This window comes from Ruegeria sp. N7, assembly GCF_056531345.1.
Genome location: NZ_JBQFLR010000001.1, coordinates 491,597 through 508,958, shown reverse-complemented (window position 1 = coordinate 508,958; position 17,362 = coordinate 491,597). Strand labels below are relative to the sequence as shown.

The 17,362-nt window shown below is 57.4% G+C and carries 14 protein-coding genes; 5 read left to right on the top strand and 9 right to left on the bottom strand.

The genetic code is table 11. The features are described 5' to 3' along the window. Positions 1–64: 64 nt before the first annotated feature. Both ACR0ES_RS02495 and hemB read right to left on the bottom strand, forming a co-directional pair. Complete coding sequence (locus ACR0ES_RS02495; protein WP_209503773.1) at positions 65–637, bottom strand: lipid-binding SYLF domain-containing protein; 573 nt, start codon at positions 635–637, stop codon at positions 65–67. Positions 638–780: 143 nt separating this feature from the next. Next, entirely contained in the window at positions 781–1,779 is a 999-nt protein-coding gene (gene hemB, locus ACR0ES_RS02490) for a porphobilinogen synthase (RefSeq protein ID WP_480485484.1), read from the bottom strand. Positions 1,780–1,898: 119 nt separating this feature from the next. On the opposite strand from hemB, the gene ACR0ES_RS02485 reads away from it, so the two are divergent. Beyond that, entirely contained in the window at positions 1,899–2,423 is a 525-nt protein-coding gene (locus ACR0ES_RS02485) for a component of SufBCD complex (protein WP_480486469.1), read from the top strand. Between the two features lie 21 nt (positions 2,424–2,444). Next, positions 2,445–5,903, top strand: a complete 3,459-nt coding sequence (mfd, locus tag ACR0ES_RS02480) for a transcription-repair coupling factor (RefSeq protein WP_480564523.1) — start codon at positions 2,445–2,447, stop codon at positions 5,901–5,903. Positions 5,904–6,048: 145 nt separating this feature from the next. Here the strand turns inward: mfd and ACR0ES_RS02475 are convergent, their stop codons facing one another. From ACR0ES_RS02475 to ACR0ES_RS02460, 4 genes are all read right to left on the bottom strand, one after another. Further along, the gene (locus tag ACR0ES_RS02475; protein WP_480869375.1) at positions 6,049–7,707 is read right to left on the bottom strand and encodes a tetratricopeptide repeat protein; all 1,659 of its coding nucleotides are present in this window, start codon (positions 7,705–7,707) and stop codon (positions 6,049–6,051) included. A gap of 57 nt (positions 7,708–7,764) precedes the next feature. Continuing rightward, a complete protein-coding gene (locus tag ACR0ES_RS02470) occupies positions 7,765–8,973 on the bottom strand; it encodes a multidrug effflux MFS transporter (protein WP_480564529.1) in 1,209 nt (402 codons plus the stop codon). A 76-nt stretch (positions 8,974–9,049) separates the two neighbouring features. Then, on the bottom strand, positions 9,050–9,709 hold the full coding sequence (locus tag ACR0ES_RS02465) for a DsbA family oxidoreductase (protein WP_480584548.1): 660 nt from the start codon (positions 9,707–9,709) through the stop codon (positions 9,050–9,052). Further along, on the bottom strand, positions 9,706–11,223 hold the full coding sequence (locus tag ACR0ES_RS02460; RefSeq protein ID WP_480869667.1) for a class I adenylate-forming enzyme family protein: 1,518 nt from the start codon (positions 11,221–11,223) through the stop codon (positions 9,706–9,708). The genes ACR0ES_RS02465 and ACR0ES_RS02460 overlap by 4 nt, the downstream gene beginning before the upstream one ends. A 65-nt stretch (positions 11,224–11,288) precedes the next feature. On the opposite strand from ACR0ES_RS02460, the gene ACR0ES_RS02455 reads away from it, so the two are divergent. After that, complete coding sequence (locus ACR0ES_RS02455; protein WP_209503779.1) at positions 11,289–11,912, top strand: helix-turn-helix domain-containing protein; 624 nt, start codon at positions 11,289–11,291, stop codon at positions 11,910–11,912. On the opposite strand, the gene ACR0ES_RS02450 is transcribed toward ACR0ES_RS02455, so the two are convergent. Together ACR0ES_RS02450 and ACR0ES_RS02445 are read right to left on the bottom strand one after the other, a co-directional pair. Continuing rightward, on the bottom strand, positions 11,901–12,140 hold the full coding sequence (locus ACR0ES_RS02450; RefSeq protein ID WP_209503780.1) for a hypothetical protein: 240 nt from the start codon (positions 12,138–12,140) through the stop codon (positions 11,901–11,903). The genes ACR0ES_RS02455 and ACR0ES_RS02450 overlap by 12 nt on opposite strands. A 553-nt stretch (positions 12,141–12,693) precedes the next feature. Then, positions 12,694–14,511 (bottom strand): extracellular solute-binding protein, encoded by a 1,818-nt coding sequence (locus ACR0ES_RS02445; RefSeq protein ID WP_480772769.1) that lies wholly within the window; start codon positions 14,509–14,511, stop codon positions 12,694–12,696. A gap of 300 nt (positions 14,512–14,811) precedes the next feature. On the opposite strand from ACR0ES_RS02445, the gene ACR0ES_RS02440 reads away from it, so the two are divergent. Both ACR0ES_RS02440 and ACR0ES_RS02435 read left to right on the top strand, forming a co-directional pair. Then, the gene (locus ACR0ES_RS02440) at positions 14,812–15,585 is read left to right on the top strand and encodes a 3-hydroxybutyrate dehydrogenase (RefSeq protein WP_209503782.1); all 774 of its coding nucleotides are present in this window, start codon (positions 14,812–14,814) and stop codon (positions 15,583–15,585) included. 64 nt (positions 15,586–15,649) lie between these two features. Beyond that, on the top strand, positions 15,650–16,675 hold the full coding sequence (locus ACR0ES_RS02435) for a patatin-like phospholipase family protein (RefSeq protein ID WP_480584540.1): 1,026 nt from the start codon (positions 15,650–15,652) through the stop codon (positions 16,673–16,675). Here ACR0ES_RS02435 and ACR0ES_RS02430 read toward each other — a convergent pair whose 3' ends face one another. Further along, on the bottom strand, positions 16,676–17,356 hold the full coding sequence (locus ACR0ES_RS02430) for a DUF502 domain-containing protein (RefSeq protein ID WP_480869373.1): 681 nt from the start codon (positions 17,354–17,356) through the stop codon (positions 16,676–16,678). Positions 17,357–17,362 lie beyond the last annotated feature (6 nt).

Genomic DNA, 17,362 nt, shown 5'->3' with positions numbered 1-17,362 from the left:
AACAAATACCCCACCCCAGCATTCCGCTGTGATGGGGTTTGTCAGAAGAAGTGGGAAGCCCGAATTATGGAATAATGCGGGTGTATTTCGTGCCTTCCACGGTCGCACCGATCTGAAGCCCAGCCTGTCCGAAGATGGCGGCCAGAACGGGCGAGCGCAGTGTCGTTGTGTCTGTCGACAGGGAATCGCCCTGATCGCTGACCACATAGCCAATATCTGCTCCGGCTGTCCAACCACTGGAGCGCCGGAAATCGTTCAGGGCGTCTTCGGTCATGAAAAACAGAACATGCGCATATTGCTGCGCGCCGATCTGTAGCCCGGCCGTGCCCTTGACCGCCGAATAGAAGTCAACTGTTGCACCGCTGATGCGCAGTGCGCCGCGACCGTAACCGCCACCGAACACGAAACCGGCTTCGGTAATCAGCGGCATGACCAGCATGCCGTTGGCCTTGTTCGCAATTTCAACCGTATTGGGATAGCGGCTGTACATCTCGGTCAGCGTTGCGTCGACACGGGCATCGATTGTTGCTGCGTTGGAATTGCCGACACCGTTGCCGCAGGCGGCGGTCAAGCTCAGACCTGCCATGCCCAAGGCAAAGCCGCGACGATTCAGTCGGGGGGAGTTGGAACTGCTCATGGTTTTATATCTCTGTAACTGTGCCTGATATGCCGGGTGATCCCGGTCTTGGCGGCAAGGATACGCCGATCAGGGCGATGTGTCACGGGAAAGCTGCCCGATCGGGCAATCTTATCGGCGAAATATCGCGAAACTTGCGGGCTTTATCCCTGCAGGATGCGCGCAACCTGAGGAGAGAAATAGGTCAGAATTCCATCGCAACCGGCGCGTTTGAAGGCCAGAAGGCTTTCCAGCATCACCTTCTCGCCATCGATCCAGCCGTTCTGAGCTGCGGCCTGAATCATCGCGTATTCGCCCGATACCTGATAGGCATATGTCGGCGCACCGAAACTGTCTTTCACGCGGCGGCAGATATCCAGATATGGCATGCCCGGCTTGATCATCACCATATCCGCGCCTTCAGTCAGATCGCGTTCGATCAGGCGCAAAGCCTCGTCCGAGTTTGCGGGGTCCATCTGGTAGGTCTTCTTGTCGCCCGTCAGGGCCCCCGATGCGCCGACCGCATCGCGGAAGGGTCCGTAAAATGCACTGGCATATTTTGCGGCATAGCTGAGGATCATCACGTTGTGATAGCCTGCACCTTCCAGCGCGCGACGCATTTCCCCGATCCGGCCATCCATCATGTCCGACGGGCCGATGATATCCGCACCGGCGTCGGCCTGTGCCAGCGTCATCTTTACCAGTGCCTCGACGGTCTGGTCGTTGACGATTTCGCCGTCAACGACATATCCGTCGTGACCGTTGATGTTATACGGGTCAAGCGCCACATCCGTCATTACGGCAATGTCCGGAGCCGCTGCCTTGATTGCCCGAATGGCCCGGTTTGACAGGTTGTCGGGGTTCCATGCCTCGGCACAGTCTTCGGTTTTCAGCGCAGGGTCGGTGTAGGGAAAGAGGCAAATCGCAGGAATCCCAAGGGCCTGGGCCTCGACCGCCGCTTTGGCAATCAGGTCAACCGATCTGCGAACCACACCAGGCATCGAGGGCACGGGCTCTTCAATGCCTTCGCCTTCGCGTACGAAAACCGGCCAGATCAGGTCATCCGTTGTCAGAGTGTTCTCACGCACCAGCGCACGAATTGCCTGTGATTGACGGGCGCGGCGAAAGCGGGTCATGGGAAATGGGGCAATGGTCGGTTTCATGGCGCGTTCTCCTTGAACATTCGTGCATTGGGTGGCATGAATTCACAAAGGTCTCAAGGGTATCAATGGACGCGCGCCTAGATGGAACCCCCCTGAGTAGTGTGAATAAAGGGTTGGGTTTGGACTGGTACTCTTCGATCTTTGAACTCATCGATATGCGCAGCTTTTCGAATCTGTGGTTCTGGATCGTACTGGCGGTACTCTGGTCGTCGGCCAGCCACTGGGTGATGGGCATCCCATATGATCTGGTTGTCCGTGCCCGCCGGATCGGAGGTCAGGTTGAAACCGATCTGCTCGACATCGTTCGCATCCATACAAATCGGATTCTGCTGATTGTCGACATGTCTGGCACCATCCTTTTGGCGTTTGGGTGTTTTCTGTTCACCGGGATGGCCACGCTTGGGTTCTATTATGACGTCGAATTCGCGCAGGCCCTGTTTTTGCTTTTGTTCCCAATGACCTTGGTGCTTTTGGTCAATATCGTGCATGCAAGGCGTCTTCGGCGGCAGGAATTGACTCTCGAAACTGTCTCAAAAACAATTTCCCGCTGCCGACTGTATACCCAGATCATCGGCATGATCTCGATACTGGTCACTTCGTTCTGGGGCATGTATCAGAACCTTTCGATTGGCGTTCTGGGATAGAAGATTCTGAAAGGCGAGGCGATGAAGGCTCCGAACCACGTGACAGTTGGCGGCGCCCCCGAAGGGTTTGACGCGCAGCTGGTGCTGAACGAGATTGCCCGCAGCAAGGGGCCGGTGGCCCATGTCGCACGCGATGACAAGCGGATGGAAGCGATGCGTTCCGCACTGGCGTTCTTTGCGCCTCAGATGCCTGTCTTTGTGTTTCCGGGCTGGGATTGCCTTCCTTATGATCGGGTCTCGCCCAATGCGGATATCTCGGCGGCGCGCGTGGCCACACTGGCGGCGCTGGTTCACCAGATGCCCCAACAGTATGTATTGCTGACCACGCTGAACGCCGCGACCCAACGCGTCCCGGCACGAGAAGTTTTGCGAGAGGCGGCGTTTACTGCCCGAGTTGGCCATCGCATAGATGAAACCGCTCTGCGAAACTTTCTGGTGCGTATGGGGTTCACACAAAGTCCAACGGTGATGGAACCCGGCGATTACGCCATCCGTGGCGGCATCATCGACATCTTCCCTCCGGGAGAGACGGGCCCGGTTCGGCTGGACCTGTTCGGTGACGTTCTGGACGGTGCGCGACGCTTTGATCCGGCGTCCCAGCGAACAACCGAAAAGCTGGACATCGTTGAACTTGCACCGGTGTCCGAAGTCATCCTGGACGAGGCCGCCATAACCCGGTTCCGTCAGAACTATCGCATCGAGTTTGGTGCCGCCGGTACAGATGACCCATTGTATGAGGCCGTAAGCGTGGGCCGCAAACATCAGGGGATCGAACATTGGCTGCCGTTCTTCCACGAAAAACTTGAGACGTTATTCGACTATTTGCCGGATGCGGTGATCACTGTCGATGATCAGGTGACGCCCGCGCGTCTGGCGCGTTGGGATACGATTGCCGATCAGTACGAAACCCGGCGACTGGCGCTGGAAAACCGATCCCGCATGGACACGGTCTATAAACCCACACCTCCGGGGTTGTTGTATCTTGACGATACCGCCTGGGAGGCGGCGGTCGCGGATCGTCGGGTTTTGCAGTTCAGCCCGCTGCCGCAAGCCTCTGGCCCCGGTGTCATCGATGCGGGCGGACGCATCGGGCGCAACTTTGCACCGGAACGCCAGCAGGAAAGCATCAGCCTGTTCGGTGCTTTGGCCAGTCACATCACTGCAAAGCTCGACAAAGGACCGGTGCTGATCGCCTCATATTCCGATGGCGCGCGGGAACGCCTGACCGGCCTGATCGAAGACGAAGGGTTGGCCGAGGCGATACATGTGGCCAATGGCACCCGCATTGGTAAACGCGGCTTGCACCTTGCCGTCTGGGCGTTGGAGCACGGGTTCGAAAGTCCTGATCTAACGGTGATCGCTGAACAGGATGTGCTGGGCGACCGGCTGATCCGTCAGCCCAAAAAGCGCCGCAAGGCCGAAAACTTTCTGACCGAAACCCAATCGCTCAGCCCCGGTGATCTGGTTGTTCACGTGGATCACGGCATAGGTCGTTACATGGGCATGGAGGTCGTCACCGCAGCTGGTGCTGCCCATGAATGCCTGTTGCTGGAATATGCCGAGCAGGCAAAGCTGTACCTGCCGGTCGAAAACATAGAATTGCTGTCGAAATACGGACATGACGAAGGTCTGCTGGACCGTTTGGGCGGCGGTGCATGGCAGGCAAAGAAGGCCAAGCTGAAAGAGCGCATCCGCGAGATGGCCGATAAGCTGATCCGCATCGCCGCTGAACGCGCGCTGCGCAAAGCCCCGGTCATGGATCCGCCGCCCCACGCGTGGGAAGAATTCAGCGCGCGGTTCCCATATCAGGAAACCGAAGACCAGTTGCGAGCGATCTCGGATGTGATGGAAGATATCCATTCCGGCGCACCAATGGATCGTCTGATCTGCGGTGACGTCGGCTTTGGCAAGACCGAGGTTGCCATGCGCGCCGCATTTGTCGCCGCCATGTCGGGCGTTCAGGTTGCGGTTGTAGCGCCCACCACCCTTCTGTCCCGCCAGCATGCCGCGAGTTTCAGGGAGCGCTTTCGGGGATTCCCGCTGGAGGTGCGGCAATTGTCGCGCTTTGTTTCGTCGAAAGAAGCCCAGAAAACCCGTGACGGGCTGGCCCGCGGGACAGTGGACATCGTGATCGGAACGCATGCGCTTTTGGCCAAGAACATACGGTTCAACAATCTGGGGCTTTTGATCATCGACGAGGAACAGCATTTTGGCGTGGGTCATAAGGAACGGCTGAAACAGCTGCGCTCAGACATTCACGTGCTGACCCTGACCGCGACACCGATCCCACGAACGCTGCAACTATCGTTGACCGGCGTGCGCGACCTGTCGATTATCGGAACACCTCCAATCGACAGACTGGCGATCCGCACCTATGTCAGCGAGTTCGATGCCGTTACAATCCGAGAAGCGCTGCTGCGTGAACACTATCGTGGGGGGCAGAGTTTCTATGTTGTACCGCGCATCTCGGACCTGCCTGAGATCGAAGAATTTCTGAAAGATCAACTGCCTGAGCTCACTTACGTGGTCGCCCATGGCCAGATGGCAGCGGGTGAGCTCGATGATCGGATGAACGCGTTTTATGACGGGAAATTCGACGTGCTGCTGGCCACGACAATCGTCGAAAGCGGGCTGGATATTCCGACGGCGAATACGATGGTCGTGCACCGCGCGGACATGTTTGGCCTTGCGCAGCTCTATCAAATCCGGGGCAGGGTGGGGCGCTCGAAAACCCGTGCCTATGCTTACCTGACCACCAAACCGCGTCAGAAATTGACCGCTGCCGCCGAGAAACGCCTGCGTGTTCTGGGCTCGCTGGATACGTTGGGGGCCGGGTTCACTCTGGCCTCGCAGGACCTTGACATACGTGGTGCGGGCAACCTGTTGGGTGAAGAACAATCCGGCCAGATGCGCGATGTCGGCTACGAGCTTTACCAATCCATGCTGGAAGAGGCGATTGCCAAGATCAAAGCCGGCGAGATGGAGGGGCTTTCGGATGCGGACGATCAATGGGCCCCGCAGATCAATCTGGGTGTGCCGGTTCTGATCCCCGAGAACTATGTGCCAGATCTGGATGTGCGCCTGGGGCTCTATCGCCGCCTGTCATCGCTGTCGACAAAGGTCGAACTGGAAGGCTTTGCTGCGGAATTGATCGACCGTTTCGGTAAGTTGCCGAAAGAGGTGAATACCTTGATGCTGGTTGTGCGGATTAAGGCCATGTGTAAACGCGCCGGGATCGCAAAGCTTGACGGCGGGCCGAAAGGCGCGACCATCCAGTTTCACAATGACAAATTCGCCTCGCCGCAGGGACTGGTTGAGTTCATTCAGAATCAACGCGGTATGGCCAAGGTCAAAGACAACAAGATCGTCGTGCGCCGGGACTGGAAAAAAGACAGTGACAAAATCAAAGGGGCATTTGCAATTGCCCGCGATCTTGCTGAGAAAGCGGTTGTGGCGCAAAAAAAGGTCAAAGCAGGTTGAGATGTGAGAGGGGGCTCTGCCCCCGCTGCGCGTACCGCGCATCTCCCCCGGGATACTTACGGCCAGATGAAGAAGCGGATCCCTGCTTCATCTGGCTAAAAATATCCCCGCCGGAGGCATGGTGCGTCAGCACGATCAAGACGTTTTAGCTACGCATTGCCGCCTGCGCACAGAAGCAGGACGCAGCTACCATTCGGTCGGCGCGGGCCAACGTCAGGTCAAGCCGTTGTTTGACCTGTAGGATTTCAACATCTTCCCCGCGGGCTTTGAGACAATCGTACAGCCCCTTCAGGCTCCACACGTTGTCGGGATGGATCGAAGCGCGGCTGAGCGAGCCGCCAAGGCCAAGATCTTCGCGATAGACGGCCTCCGCTTCCGCCGCATGACCTTGTTCGAACAGCAACGCGCCAAGCGCGTGGCGGGTGGGCTGCATCCATCCCCAGGGTTCGTCATAGGGCAAGGTATCGTCCAGCTCGACCGAGCGGCGCAGATGGGCAAACGCGATTTCAAACTTGCCCTTGCGGTACTCGATCTCACCACGCAGCATTTCCCTCGCAATTTCCAGTAGGTCAATCACACGGTTGTTGTGCAGCCTGCGTGTTTCCGGAACGCATTCTTTGGCGGCAAGAAACAGATTTTCTTCGGCCTCGGCATTGGCGATATCACCGGTTGCTGCATGAGCGATGGCGCGCGCGTAGTGCGTTGTGGCGGTCAGAGTACGGAACAGGTCAGGATCTGAGGGCAGTTTCAGTGCCTTAGCCTCGTCCCAGCGGCCAAACCGGATCAGGATGTGAGGGCCCATGGACATGTAGCTTTCGAAGTAATCGGCCATCGGGGGGCTTTCGATGCGCAGCAATTCTTCGGGCGTTGTATCCCACAATCCCTGATTTGCACGTAGGGCGGGTTCGATCTGTCCAAGAAAAAGCGCACCGTAGATGGCAAAGTGATAATTGTGCTGGCGATAGCCTGTGTAAATGTTGAACGCGCCTTCGCGTTCGTAATACTTCTGGTCGGCTTCCGAGGCTTTCTCGTTCCAGTGCACAACGTTGTGGTAATGTCCGCAGAGCAAATCGATATGTGTCGGCATATGTACCAAGTGGCCTGCATCCGGAACCAATGTGCGCAGGACATCCCCTGCTTTCAGGGCTTTTTCTGGTGTTGGAGACATCTCCATCAGATGAACATAGAGGTGCAGCAGGCCCGGGTGAGACATCGCAGACGGATCGTTCGCCATGGCCCATTCAAGCGCATCTTGCGCTTCCTTCGTTGCCGCGCCCTGGGCGGGTTGACCCGTTTCCAGATCCCACATTTTCCACGGTGTCAGGTTCAGCAGTGCTTCGACATAGATGGTACGCAAGTCAAGGTGGTCCGGGTGCGCCGCAAATGCCGCGCGCATCGCGTCGGCAAAACCGTGGTCCCATTGGTGCATGTCCTCAACCGGACCGCGTTGCGGGTAACGCGCAGGCAAGGCCTGAATTAAGGCCTGTTCGACGGCAGTGCATCCTGCGAGCAGGCTAAGAGCTTTCTGCATCGCGTCGTAAGCCCGTGACAACGCTTCTTCCCGACCTCTCTCATCCAGCAGGTCCCAGGGGAGGTTGTAGTTTGGTCCGGCGGCATACGCGACACCCCAATGGGCCATCGCGCAGTTCGGATCATGCTCGGCCGCGCGTTGGAAACAGACAACCGCTTCTTCGTGGTTGTAGCCGTATGTCCAGTTCAGCCCTCGGTCGAACCACAGCTGAGCTTCGGGACTGGAAGTGGAAACTGGGCAGGAATAGCTGCCCAGATCGTAATAGTCGTTCATCGCAGTTCCTCCCGTAAGTTCAGGGTAGGATAGCGTGATTCACCCGCAATTCACAGGTCAGGCAGGCAGCCTTTCTTCGATGCGACCCATGTGGATCATCAGGCCAAACGCCAGAACGCACATACTCAGGATGCCAATTGTTAAAGGCGCGATGGACCCGTTGAACAGAAGCCCGATCGGGGCGGCGATTGCCGCGGCCAGTACGGTTGAAATCGACCCGACAACCGACGCGGCCATGCCCGCGATGTGGCCCATGGGTTCCATGGCAATGGCATTCAGATTGCCGATGGTTACACCAGCCATGAAAAAGACCATCGTCTGCCAGAAGACAAACAGGGCAAATGACATATCGGGCGAAAGGTTCGCCATGTTCAGGATGATGACGACAGACGTGATGGCAATCTGCGCGCCGAAGGCAAAAGTCACCATCCGGCGCATCCCGACACGCACCACCAAAGCCGCGTTCAAAAGGCTGGCCGAACCTGACATCAGGGCGACAAATCCGAACCAGAAGGGAAAGCTGTCGGCCCGATCATGGATCACATCATAGACCGGTTGCACCATAGTCAGCATGGTGAACAAGGTCCCCATGCACAAGGTTTGCACGAAGATAGACAAGCGCACAGTGGGATGCGCAAACATTTCGTTCACAGCCGCAATCATCAGATGCAGACGGAAGGGGCGGCGGTCCTCGACAGCCAGAGATTCGGGAAGTCGTGTGCTCATCCACAACACGACGATCAGAGCAAACAGGATAAAGGATACGAAGATCCCGCGCCAACCGAAGAGAACGATAACACCAGCGCCCAGCATCGGAGCCGCTGCTGGTACCAACGTAAAGATCATCATGGCAATCGAGATGATGCGTGCCATTTCCCGGCCCGAATACAAGTCACGCGTGATGGCCATCGCCACGACACGAGGCCCGGCAGCGCCCAGACCCTGCACAACACGCGCAATCAGTACCAGTTCCAGCGAAGAACTGGCCCAGGCAACAGCCGAAGCCGCAATGTACAAAAGCGCACCGCAAAAGATCACTGGCTTGCGCCCCAGCGCATCCGATAGCGGGCCGGTAAAGAATGTACCGATACCCATTCCCAGAACGAAGGATGTCAAGATCAGTTGGGCGCGATTGACGTCATCAGGGCTAAGCTGCGCGCCGATTTCAGGCAGGGCGGGCAGCATTGAATCGATCGAAAACGCGATAGTGGCGAACATCATTGCGATCAGCGCAATGAATTCCGCCTTCGACATGCGGTTGGCCATGAAGCACTCCTAACCTGTTCGCGCTATCATGGCGGGTCAGGTTAGACCAGACTGGAAATTCGCACAGACCTCTGTGCTATTCTGCAGGATAAGTGTCAAGTTGAGACATGATTTCAGCGATCACTTTCTCCCACATTTCAGGCGGTTGAGCACCCGGAACGGCATGTTGATTGGCAACAATGTAGGTCGGGACCGAGCTGACGCCCATTTCACGAGAATGAGTATCGCGGTTGCGAATATCCTCGCGATCAGCGTCGGATTTCAGCAGCTTCATGACCACCGCAGCGTCCATTCCGGCACTGTCTGCGATGTCGGACAGGACCTCGGGGTCGCCGATATCGCGGGCCTGAACGAAGTAGGCATCGAATAGCGCATCGACGACAGCATTCTGTTTGCCTTCGATCCCGGCCCAATGGATCAGGCGATGTGCATCCAGAGTATTGGGTGTGCGTTTCATGCCTTCGAAGTCGATCTTCAGACCAGCGTTTTCAGCGTGTTCAACCACGGGCGCATAAGCACGTACGGCACCGTCCTTGCCACCGAACTTGCGTTCCAGATATTCGCGACGATCCATACCTGCGTCCGGCATATCAGGGTTCAACTGAAACGGATGCCATTCGATGACAAAAGGGTGCTCGGGCACATTGGCCAATGCTTTGTCCAGATGCGTTTTGCCGATATAGCACCACGGGCAGATCGGATCGGACAGGATGTCGAGCTTGACGGTCTGGGTCATGTGGCTGGTGCCTCGAAATAGGCCGGCAACGCCCGGCGCAGGAGTTTGCCATTGCCACCGGTGGGCAGCGCAGACAGGTGGATGAAGGCGCGTGGTTGTTTGTAACGTGCCAAGTTTGCCTCGACATAGGTGCGCAGGGCTGCATCGTCCAGCTTTTCCGGGCCGGTATAGAAGGCTGCTATCACAAATGTGTCCGGTTTGACCTCGACCGCGGCCGCGCCGACCTGCGTGATGCCGGGAAAACGGGACAGGGCGGCTTCGACCTCGACCGGGGACACGCGGTAGCCTCCGGCATTCATCATGTCGTCGTCCCGGCCCAGATAACTGATCTGGCCGTCCACTGCCATTGCCCCTTGATCTCCGGTCAGGAACCATTCGCCTTGCATCCGGGTTTCAACTTCATCCGGTGCATTGAGGTAGGTCAGCATCAATCCAGCGTCAGACCGATGAATGGCGATGGTGCCTTCTTGCCCCTGCGGCACCGGGCCGTCCGGGCCCAGAATGGCCACGCGACGACCCGGTTGCGGGTGCCCCAATGCGTCGCCGCGTGCGGGATGGGCCGGGCTGGAGGATATGAAGGTCGAGCATTCAGACATGCCATAGGCTTCGAACAATTCCGTACCGGTGGCGCTTAGCCATTTCTCGTGCAGGGCGCGCGACAGCTTTTCCCCCGCGCATAAACCGTGGCGCAGGTCAGGTAAGTTGATTTGCTCATACTCTTGCACCAATTTTCGAAAGACCCCCGGTGCCGCCGCAAAGATCGTTGCGCGATGCTGGCGGAGCAGAGCGGGCAGGGCGGAGATGTCCGTGCCCGGTTCCGGGATCAAGGCGGTTGCGCCGATGGTCCACGGGTCCATCAGACCGGTGCCAAGTGTATAGGTCCAGTTGAACGCTCCGGCGTGACACAGCCGATCGGACGCGCGCAGACCATACCAACCATCGACCATCATCTGCCGCGCCCAGATTGCCCGATGGGCGTGGGCCACGGCACGCGGACTGCCCGAGGTTCCCGAGGTGTAGACGACATATGCCATGCGCTCGGGGTCGCCCAGGTCATAGCTGGCGGGTGGAATGTCGCGCATGGCCTTTAATGCATCCAACTCGATCTGTCTGGGATGAGGCGCGCATGAGACAGCGGGATCACGAAGAACCGCAGCCGGGGACAGATCGTCGATCATTCTGGCGGTTTCGGGTTCCGTCAGTTGCGACGAAGTCGGCACCGGAATGATACCCACTGAAATCGCGCCCAGATAGGCAATCGGGAAATCCACCGTATTGCCGAGCCGCATCAGAACGGTATCGCCGGGTGTCAGACCTGATTGCAGCAACCCCGCGCCTGTGCCCAACACGGCAGATTGCAGGTCGCGATAGGTCCAGTCCTGCGCGCCGTGGGGCATTAGTACCGACAACGCCACTTTGTCAGGGACCTGATCGGCACGGCCAAGGACATGCGCCGCCAGATTGAACGGTGCGGGGCAGGGCGCGGGCGCCCCCTGATCGAAGACAGATAACATGGCCATTGGCTAACGCGGTGTCTGGCGCGTTGCAAGCGCGGCTGGCCAAGCCTATAGAGAATGACATGAGCACCCAAGATCCCAAATCCCTGATCCGAATTGCCCGCGATTCCGGTGATCACACCGAAGTTGAACCGCTGGACCTTGGCGCGCGCGTGCGCGAATTGCGAAAAGCGCGGAAATGGACGCTGGAGCAGGCCGCCAGTCAGGCCGGTTTGGCCCGTTCTACGCTCAGCAAGATCGAGAACGGGCAGATGTCACCTACCTATGACGCGCTCAAAAAGCTTGCGGTTGGCTTGGAAATCTCGGTGCCTCAGCTTTTCACACCGCCGCAGCGGGACCAGGTCATCGGACGGATGGCGATTACCCGGATGGGCGAAGGGGCGGCCCACGCGACAACGACCTACGAGCATGAGTTGCTGGCCGAAACCCTGACCAAGAAACACATGCTGCCCTACCGCGCGCGGGTTCGGGCACGGTCCATGGACGAATTCGACGGCTGGGTGCGCCACGATGGCGAAGAGTTCATGTATGTTCTGACTGGTGTTGTCCGGCTCTATACCGAGTTCTATGAGCCGGTCGAAATGCGTAGGGGTGACAGCGCCTATTACGATGGCAGCATGGGCCATAACGTAATCTCCGTCAGTGACGAAGATGCGACAATCCTTTGGGTCACATCACTTGCTTAGCGACGCGCGGCAGAATTCTCTGTTCAGACCTTCGGTGAACAGGAAATCTTCGACCTCTTCATGAGCTTCGTTCATGGTTAACTGGTGACGCTCTGCCAGATAGGCTTCGAACCCTTTACGATCTTTTGATACGCGCATCATGTCTTGGTCACGCAAATTCGGAAAACGCCGCTTTGCACGTGCGTAGGCCGCATTCCAGTCTTGTGTCAGATCCGTCCAGTTCATCATGTATGAGCTTTCCTTATGTAGCGTTTAGGACTGCTCTCCCCCTCTTTAGGGTACGTAATGGGTGCCGTTAGGGAAGACATGACAAAATGTCGCAGCATGCCACTGCATTCCTTTTACAAGATTGTGCCTCTGCAATACCTGCCGCAACAGGGCGGCAGGCTTGAAACTGTTTAAAGCACCTGCGGATCAGGAGATCTGTTTGGTGCGGAACCGGGTATTCCCGGCGCGCGAGTTGTAAAGGCGACCTCCATCTTTGGGCTATGTCTAAATACCGCGATTCAATGCAGCTTTTAACGTTGACCGAAGCAGGCTGAAGGTGCGTCTCATGGGATCATCCGGCATCCGATATGGCCTGCATCTGATGCTGCGACCTGCTGTCGCGAAACGTATCCCTAGTGTGACGGCCATGTGCTGAATTCCGCCGACAGGCGTGGTTTTCCGGGGCCAATCGTGCTGGAAGCGCGAAGGAATCGCGTTTTTCAAGGGGTCCGCCAACACCGTGCGGAGAACAGCCGGTGTCGTGCAAAGCCCGGCTGCCCTGATGTTCAAGTGATTACCCGGCGTCGTACCACCACACTTCCGGCATGTATTGCGGTCCGTCGCCATAGATTGGCACAGTCTCAGGGAACTTGAGCTCGCGGATATGGGCAATCCGCCCGACATCAAAACTCCAGATCGGGATGACATAACGACCGGCCGTCAGAACCCGGTCAAGCGCGCGGGTTGCCGCGGTGAAATCTTCAGGTGTTTCCGAGGCAAGCATGGCGTCAATCATCGCATCAACAGCGGGCGAGGCCACGCCCATCAGGTTGCGTGTACCGGGTGTGTCCGCATTCTCGCTTCCCCAATACAAACGCTGTTCGTTGCCGGGAGACAGTGAAAGAGCACGCCGGAAAGGCGTAACATCAAAATCCAGCTCTCCGGTGCGCCCGACATACTGCGCGTTGTCGACCTGTTCCGCTGTGATCTGAATGCCAAGTCGTTCCAGCGCGCGGGAATAAATCTCGACCACCGACGCCATCTCGCTATCCCCCTGCTGTAGCAAGACCGTCATTTTGAACGGGTCACCATTCGTGTTGCGCAAAACCCCGTCCTGAACGGTCCAGCCCGATTCGGTCAGCAGTTTGGTGGCTTTGCGGATGTTTGCGCGGTTGCGGGCTGAACCGTCGCCCTTCGGCAGTTCATACCCTTCCAGCGTGCCGGGGATCAGATCCGAGGCAAAGGGTTCCAGCAGGGCTTTTACCTGCCCTTGGGCCGGTCCGGGCTGCATGGCCAGGTCTGAGCCCGAGAAGTAGGACGTGATCCTTGGCTGCGTCCCACCAGTGATCGTGTCGTTGATGAATTCGAAATTGAAGGCCAGCGTCAGGGCCTCGCGAACGCGCCAGTCGTTAAACGGGGCTTTGCGGGTGTTCATCACGAACCCGGTCATGCCTGACGGTTTGCCATGCGGTATCTCGGTCTTGATGACATCACCGCGCTGAACGGCGGGGAAGCTGTATTGCGTGTCCCATTTGTCGCCGTTGAACTCACGCACCGCTGATAGTTCACCGGCTTTGAAGGCTTCGAACAGGACGCTGCCGTCGCCGTAGAACTCGATCCGCATTTCGTCCAGATTCATGGTGCCGCGGCGGAACGGGATATCCTGCCCCCAATATTCGGGGTTGCGACGAAGGTTCACATAGCGCCCCGCCTCGTAGCTATCGATCACATAGGGGCCGGTGCCGATTGGGACATCTTGCAAGGCGGCGTCGGCAAAATCCTTGTCCTGCCACTGCGCCTTTTGCAGGATCGGACGCATCCCTGCGAGCAGGGCAAGTTCGCGATCAGGCACGTTGAAAGTAATCCGAACCGAACGCGGGCCGGTCTGTTCGATCCTGTCGACTTTGTCCCAAAAACCGCGATAGCGCAGATGCCCCTGAGTGCCGAGCGTCTCATATGACCAAATCACGTCGTCAATCGTGACCGGGCTGCCGTCAGAAAACCGGGCCTCTTCCCGCAGGGTAAATTCAACCCACGACCGGTCCGGCGCCGTCTCAACTGATTCGGCTAACAGCCCGTAAAGTGTGAAAGGTTCGTCCCAGGATCGCCCCATCAGACTTTCATGGGTCCAAAATGGCAATTGCCAAGGCGAGGTGCCTTTTTGCAAAAACGGGTTCAGGCTGTTATAGCCGCCGGTATTTCCGAAAACGACTTTGCCTCCTTTGGGGGCATCGGGGTTGGCATAGGGTAGGGACACAAAATCCGGTGGTAGGGCCGGGTCCCCATACATAGCTATGCCATGAGACGATTCTGCATGGGCGACAGAGATCATGAAAATGCTTGCGATTCCCGCCACAAGTGGTCGAAACGGTCGGAGAAAATCCGGGCTCATTTTGGAAACAATCCTGCTCTGGCCTTATTTTGTTGGGATTCACCGTAGTGATGATTTTTCATATTATCAAACTTTTAGCTTGGACGAAGGCGTGGAATTGCTTATAAAGGATGCACTGCTCGATAGGTTTCTTGCCTGTATGAAACCTGCCTCAATAACTTAACGCCCGCTTCGTGCGGGCGTTTTTTTTGACTGCTTGAGAAGTGTCAGGCTGGGATTTCGGACCGGTGTGTTTCCCCGTTTTCTTTGCAGGTGCAGCATGGCATTGTGCACCAAATCATCGCTTCAGGGAGAACGGTCATGAGCCTTTCCGGCAAAACAGCAATCATCACGGGGTCTAATTCTGGCATCGGACTGGGGGTCGCGCGCGAGCTGGCGAAGGCTGGAGCGGATGTCGTCCTGAATTCCTTTACGGACCGTGACGAAGATCACGCGCTGGCCGCTGAGATTGCCAAAGAGACCGGAACCAAAGCACGTTACATCAAGGCGGACATGTCAAAAGGTGAAGAGTGCCGCGCGCTGATTGAGCAGGCCGGATCTTGCGACATTCTCGTGAACAACGCGGGTATTCAACATGTATCCCCGATCGATCAGTTCCCGGTGGATAAATGGGATGCGATTATCGCGATCAACATGAACTCGGCCTTTCACACGACCGCTGCCGCGCTGCCGATGATGCGAAAGGCGGGTTGGGGTCGTATTGTGAATATCGCCTCGGCCCACGGCCTGACGGCGTCGCCGTTCAAGGCAGCCTATGTTGCCGCCAAGCACGGAGTGGTGGGGATGACCAAGACCGTTGCGCTGGAAACCGCGCAAGAACCGATCACCTGCAACGCTATTTGCCCGGGCTATGTGCTGACGCCTCTGGTCGAGGCCCAGATCCCGAACACAATGAAAGAATATAATATGAGCCGCGAGGAGGTTGTGAAAAACGTGCTTCTGGAACGGCAACCTTCCAAGGAATTCGCCACGGTTGAGCAACTGGGCGGAACAACCATTTTCCTTTGCTCGGACGCGGCGGCGCAGATCACGGGAACCACGATTTCTGTCGATGGCGGCTGGACCGCCTTGTGATTGGCCTTGGGGGCGCTGCCCCCAAACCCCCGGAGTATTTCTGAAAAGATGAAGGGTGAGGGCGGTGATACGGATCAATCTGGCTTTGCAGGGCGGCGGTGCGCATGGGGCATTCACCTGGGGTGTGCTTGACCGACTGCTGGATGAGGAAGACATCGAGGTTGCCGCGATCACCGGAACATCCGCCGGTGCGTTGAACGGTGCGGCGTTCAAATCGGGGATGGTTCATTCAGGACGTGAAGGTGCGCGCGCGCAACTGGACGGGCTTTGGAGGCGTATGGGTGCGATTGGAGACATGCGTATAGCCAATTGGTTTCGCGGGTTGGAACCGGCCGCAATCGCGCAGGCGATGGAATATTCGGTGCCGTTTTCAATCGGTGATGCCTGGTCGCGGATGGTGTCACCTTATGCCTATGGTCCATTCTACAGCAATCCGCTGGAGCCGGTGGTGGACAGGTTCAATTTTGCGGAAGTATGCGCCGATGCGGGACCCCGCCTGTTTGTGTGCGCCACCTGCGTGAGAAGTGGGAAAATCCGCGTCTTTACTGGCGAGGAGGTCTCGACAGATGCCATTCTGGCTTCAGCTTGCCTGCCGACCCTGTTCAAGGCAGTCGAGATATTTGATCCAAATACTAACCGGGTCGAAGCCTACTGGGATGGCGGTTATACTGGTAATCCGGCGCTCTATCCGCTGTTCAACAATGACCTGCCGGATGATGTAGTGATCGTGAATATCAACCCGTTGGAGCGCGACGCGGTGCCGGTCACACCGCAGCAGATCCAGAACCGGATCAACGAGATCAGCTTCAACTCATCCCTGTTTCGCGAATTGCGGGCAATCAGTTTTGTTCAGCGGCTTCTGAAAGAGGGCAAGCTGAAGGCCGGGGACATGAGCCGCGTTCTGGTGCATATGATTGCGGATAACGAGTTGATGAGCAGCCTGTCTGTTGCCACCAAAACCGTGCCCAACCCGGTTATTTTGCACAAGCTGAAACAGGCGGGGCGGGCGGCAGCGGATCGTTTTCTGACCAAGCACAAGAGTGATCTGGGCCAGACCAGTACAGTCGATCTGCCGACCATGTTCGGTTAATCACTCGGGTGGTTGCGTAGGGTCTTTTTCGTTGGGATAAACGAGCCCGGCCGAGATCACCAGTTTCGCGGCATCCTCAATTGTCATGTCCAGCAAAATTACGTCTTCCGCCGGGAAAAACAGCAAAAAGCCCGAGGTCGGGTTGGGGGTGGTCGGAACAAAGACGCTGAGCAGCTCTCCTCCGGTTTCTGCACGTTTGCTGATTTCGCCTTTGGCGGTTGTCGAGACGAACCCAATGGCCCAGATCCCGCGGCGGGGGTACTGGATCAGGCAAGCCTTTTCAAAAGAGCGTTCGGTTTGGGCAAATACGGTTTCCGAGATTTGTTTGATCCCGGAATAGATCGAGCGGACGACCGGCATCCGATCTACCACGCTTTCGGCGAACAGGATCAGGGACCGGCCCAGAATGCCTTTGGCGATCCACCCTACAATCACGGTAAAGATCAGGAAGATCACGACGCCCACACCGCGCAGGTTGATACCAACGTATTGTTCCGGTTGGAACTGATGAGGCACCAGTGGCAAAACGGCACTGTCGATCCAGCCGACTACCGACCAGATCAGCCAAACCGTCAGCCAGACCGGTGCAATGACAACGAGGCCGGTCAGGAAAGATGCGCGCAGCCGTGCCAGCATGCCAGGACGGCGATGATGCGGTTCTTCGTCGAACGGTGTATTCATCTTGGT

Bases quoted from the DNA above. Each gene is read 5' to 3' on its own strand.
- ACR0ES_RS02495 (WP_209503773.1), bottom strand. From the start codon at position 637: ATGAGCAGTTCCAACTCCCCCCGACTGAATCGTCGCGGCTTTGCCTTG.
- hemB (WP_480485484.1), bottom strand. From the start codon at position 1,779: ATGAAACCGACCATTGCCCCATTTCCCATGACCCGCTTTCGCCGCGCC.
- mfd (WP_480564523.1), top strand. From the start codon at position 2,445: ATGAAGGCTCCGAACCACGTGACAGTTGGCGGCGCCCCCGAAGGGTTT.
- ACR0ES_RS02475 (WP_480869375.1), bottom strand. From the start codon at position 7,707: ATGAACGACTATTACGATCTGGGCAGCTATTCCTGCCCAGTTTCCACT.
- ACR0ES_RS02470 (WP_480564529.1), bottom strand. From the start codon at position 8,973: ATGGCCAACCGCATGTCGAAGGCGGAATTCATTGCGCTGATCGCAATG.
- ACR0ES_RS02465 (WP_480584548.1), bottom strand. From the start codon at position 9,709: ATGACCCAGACCGTCAAGCTCGACATCCTGTCCGATCCGATCTGCCCG.
- ACR0ES_RS02460 (WP_480869667.1), bottom strand. From the start codon at position 11,223: ATGTTATCTGTCTTCGATCAGGGGGCGCCCGCGCCCTGCCCCGCACCG.
- ACR0ES_RS02455 (WP_209503779.1), top strand. From the start codon at position 11,289: ATGAGCACCCAAGATCCCAAATCCCTGATCCGAATTGCCCGCGATTCC.
- ACR0ES_RS02450 (WP_209503780.1), bottom strand. From the start codon at position 12,140: ATGATGAACTGGACGGATCTGACACAAGACTGGAATGCGGCCTACGCA.
- ACR0ES_RS02445 (WP_480772769.1), bottom strand. From the start codon at position 14,511: ATGAGCCCGGATTTTCTCCGACCGTTTCGACCACTTGTGGCGGGAATC.
- ACR0ES_RS02440 (WP_209503782.1), top strand. From the start codon at position 14,812: ATGAGCCTTTCCGGCAAAACAGCAATCATCACGGGGTCTAATTCTGGC.
- ACR0ES_RS02430 (WP_480869373.1), bottom strand. From the start codon at position 17,356: ATGAATACACCGTTCGACGAAGAACCGCATCATCGCCGTCCTGGCATG.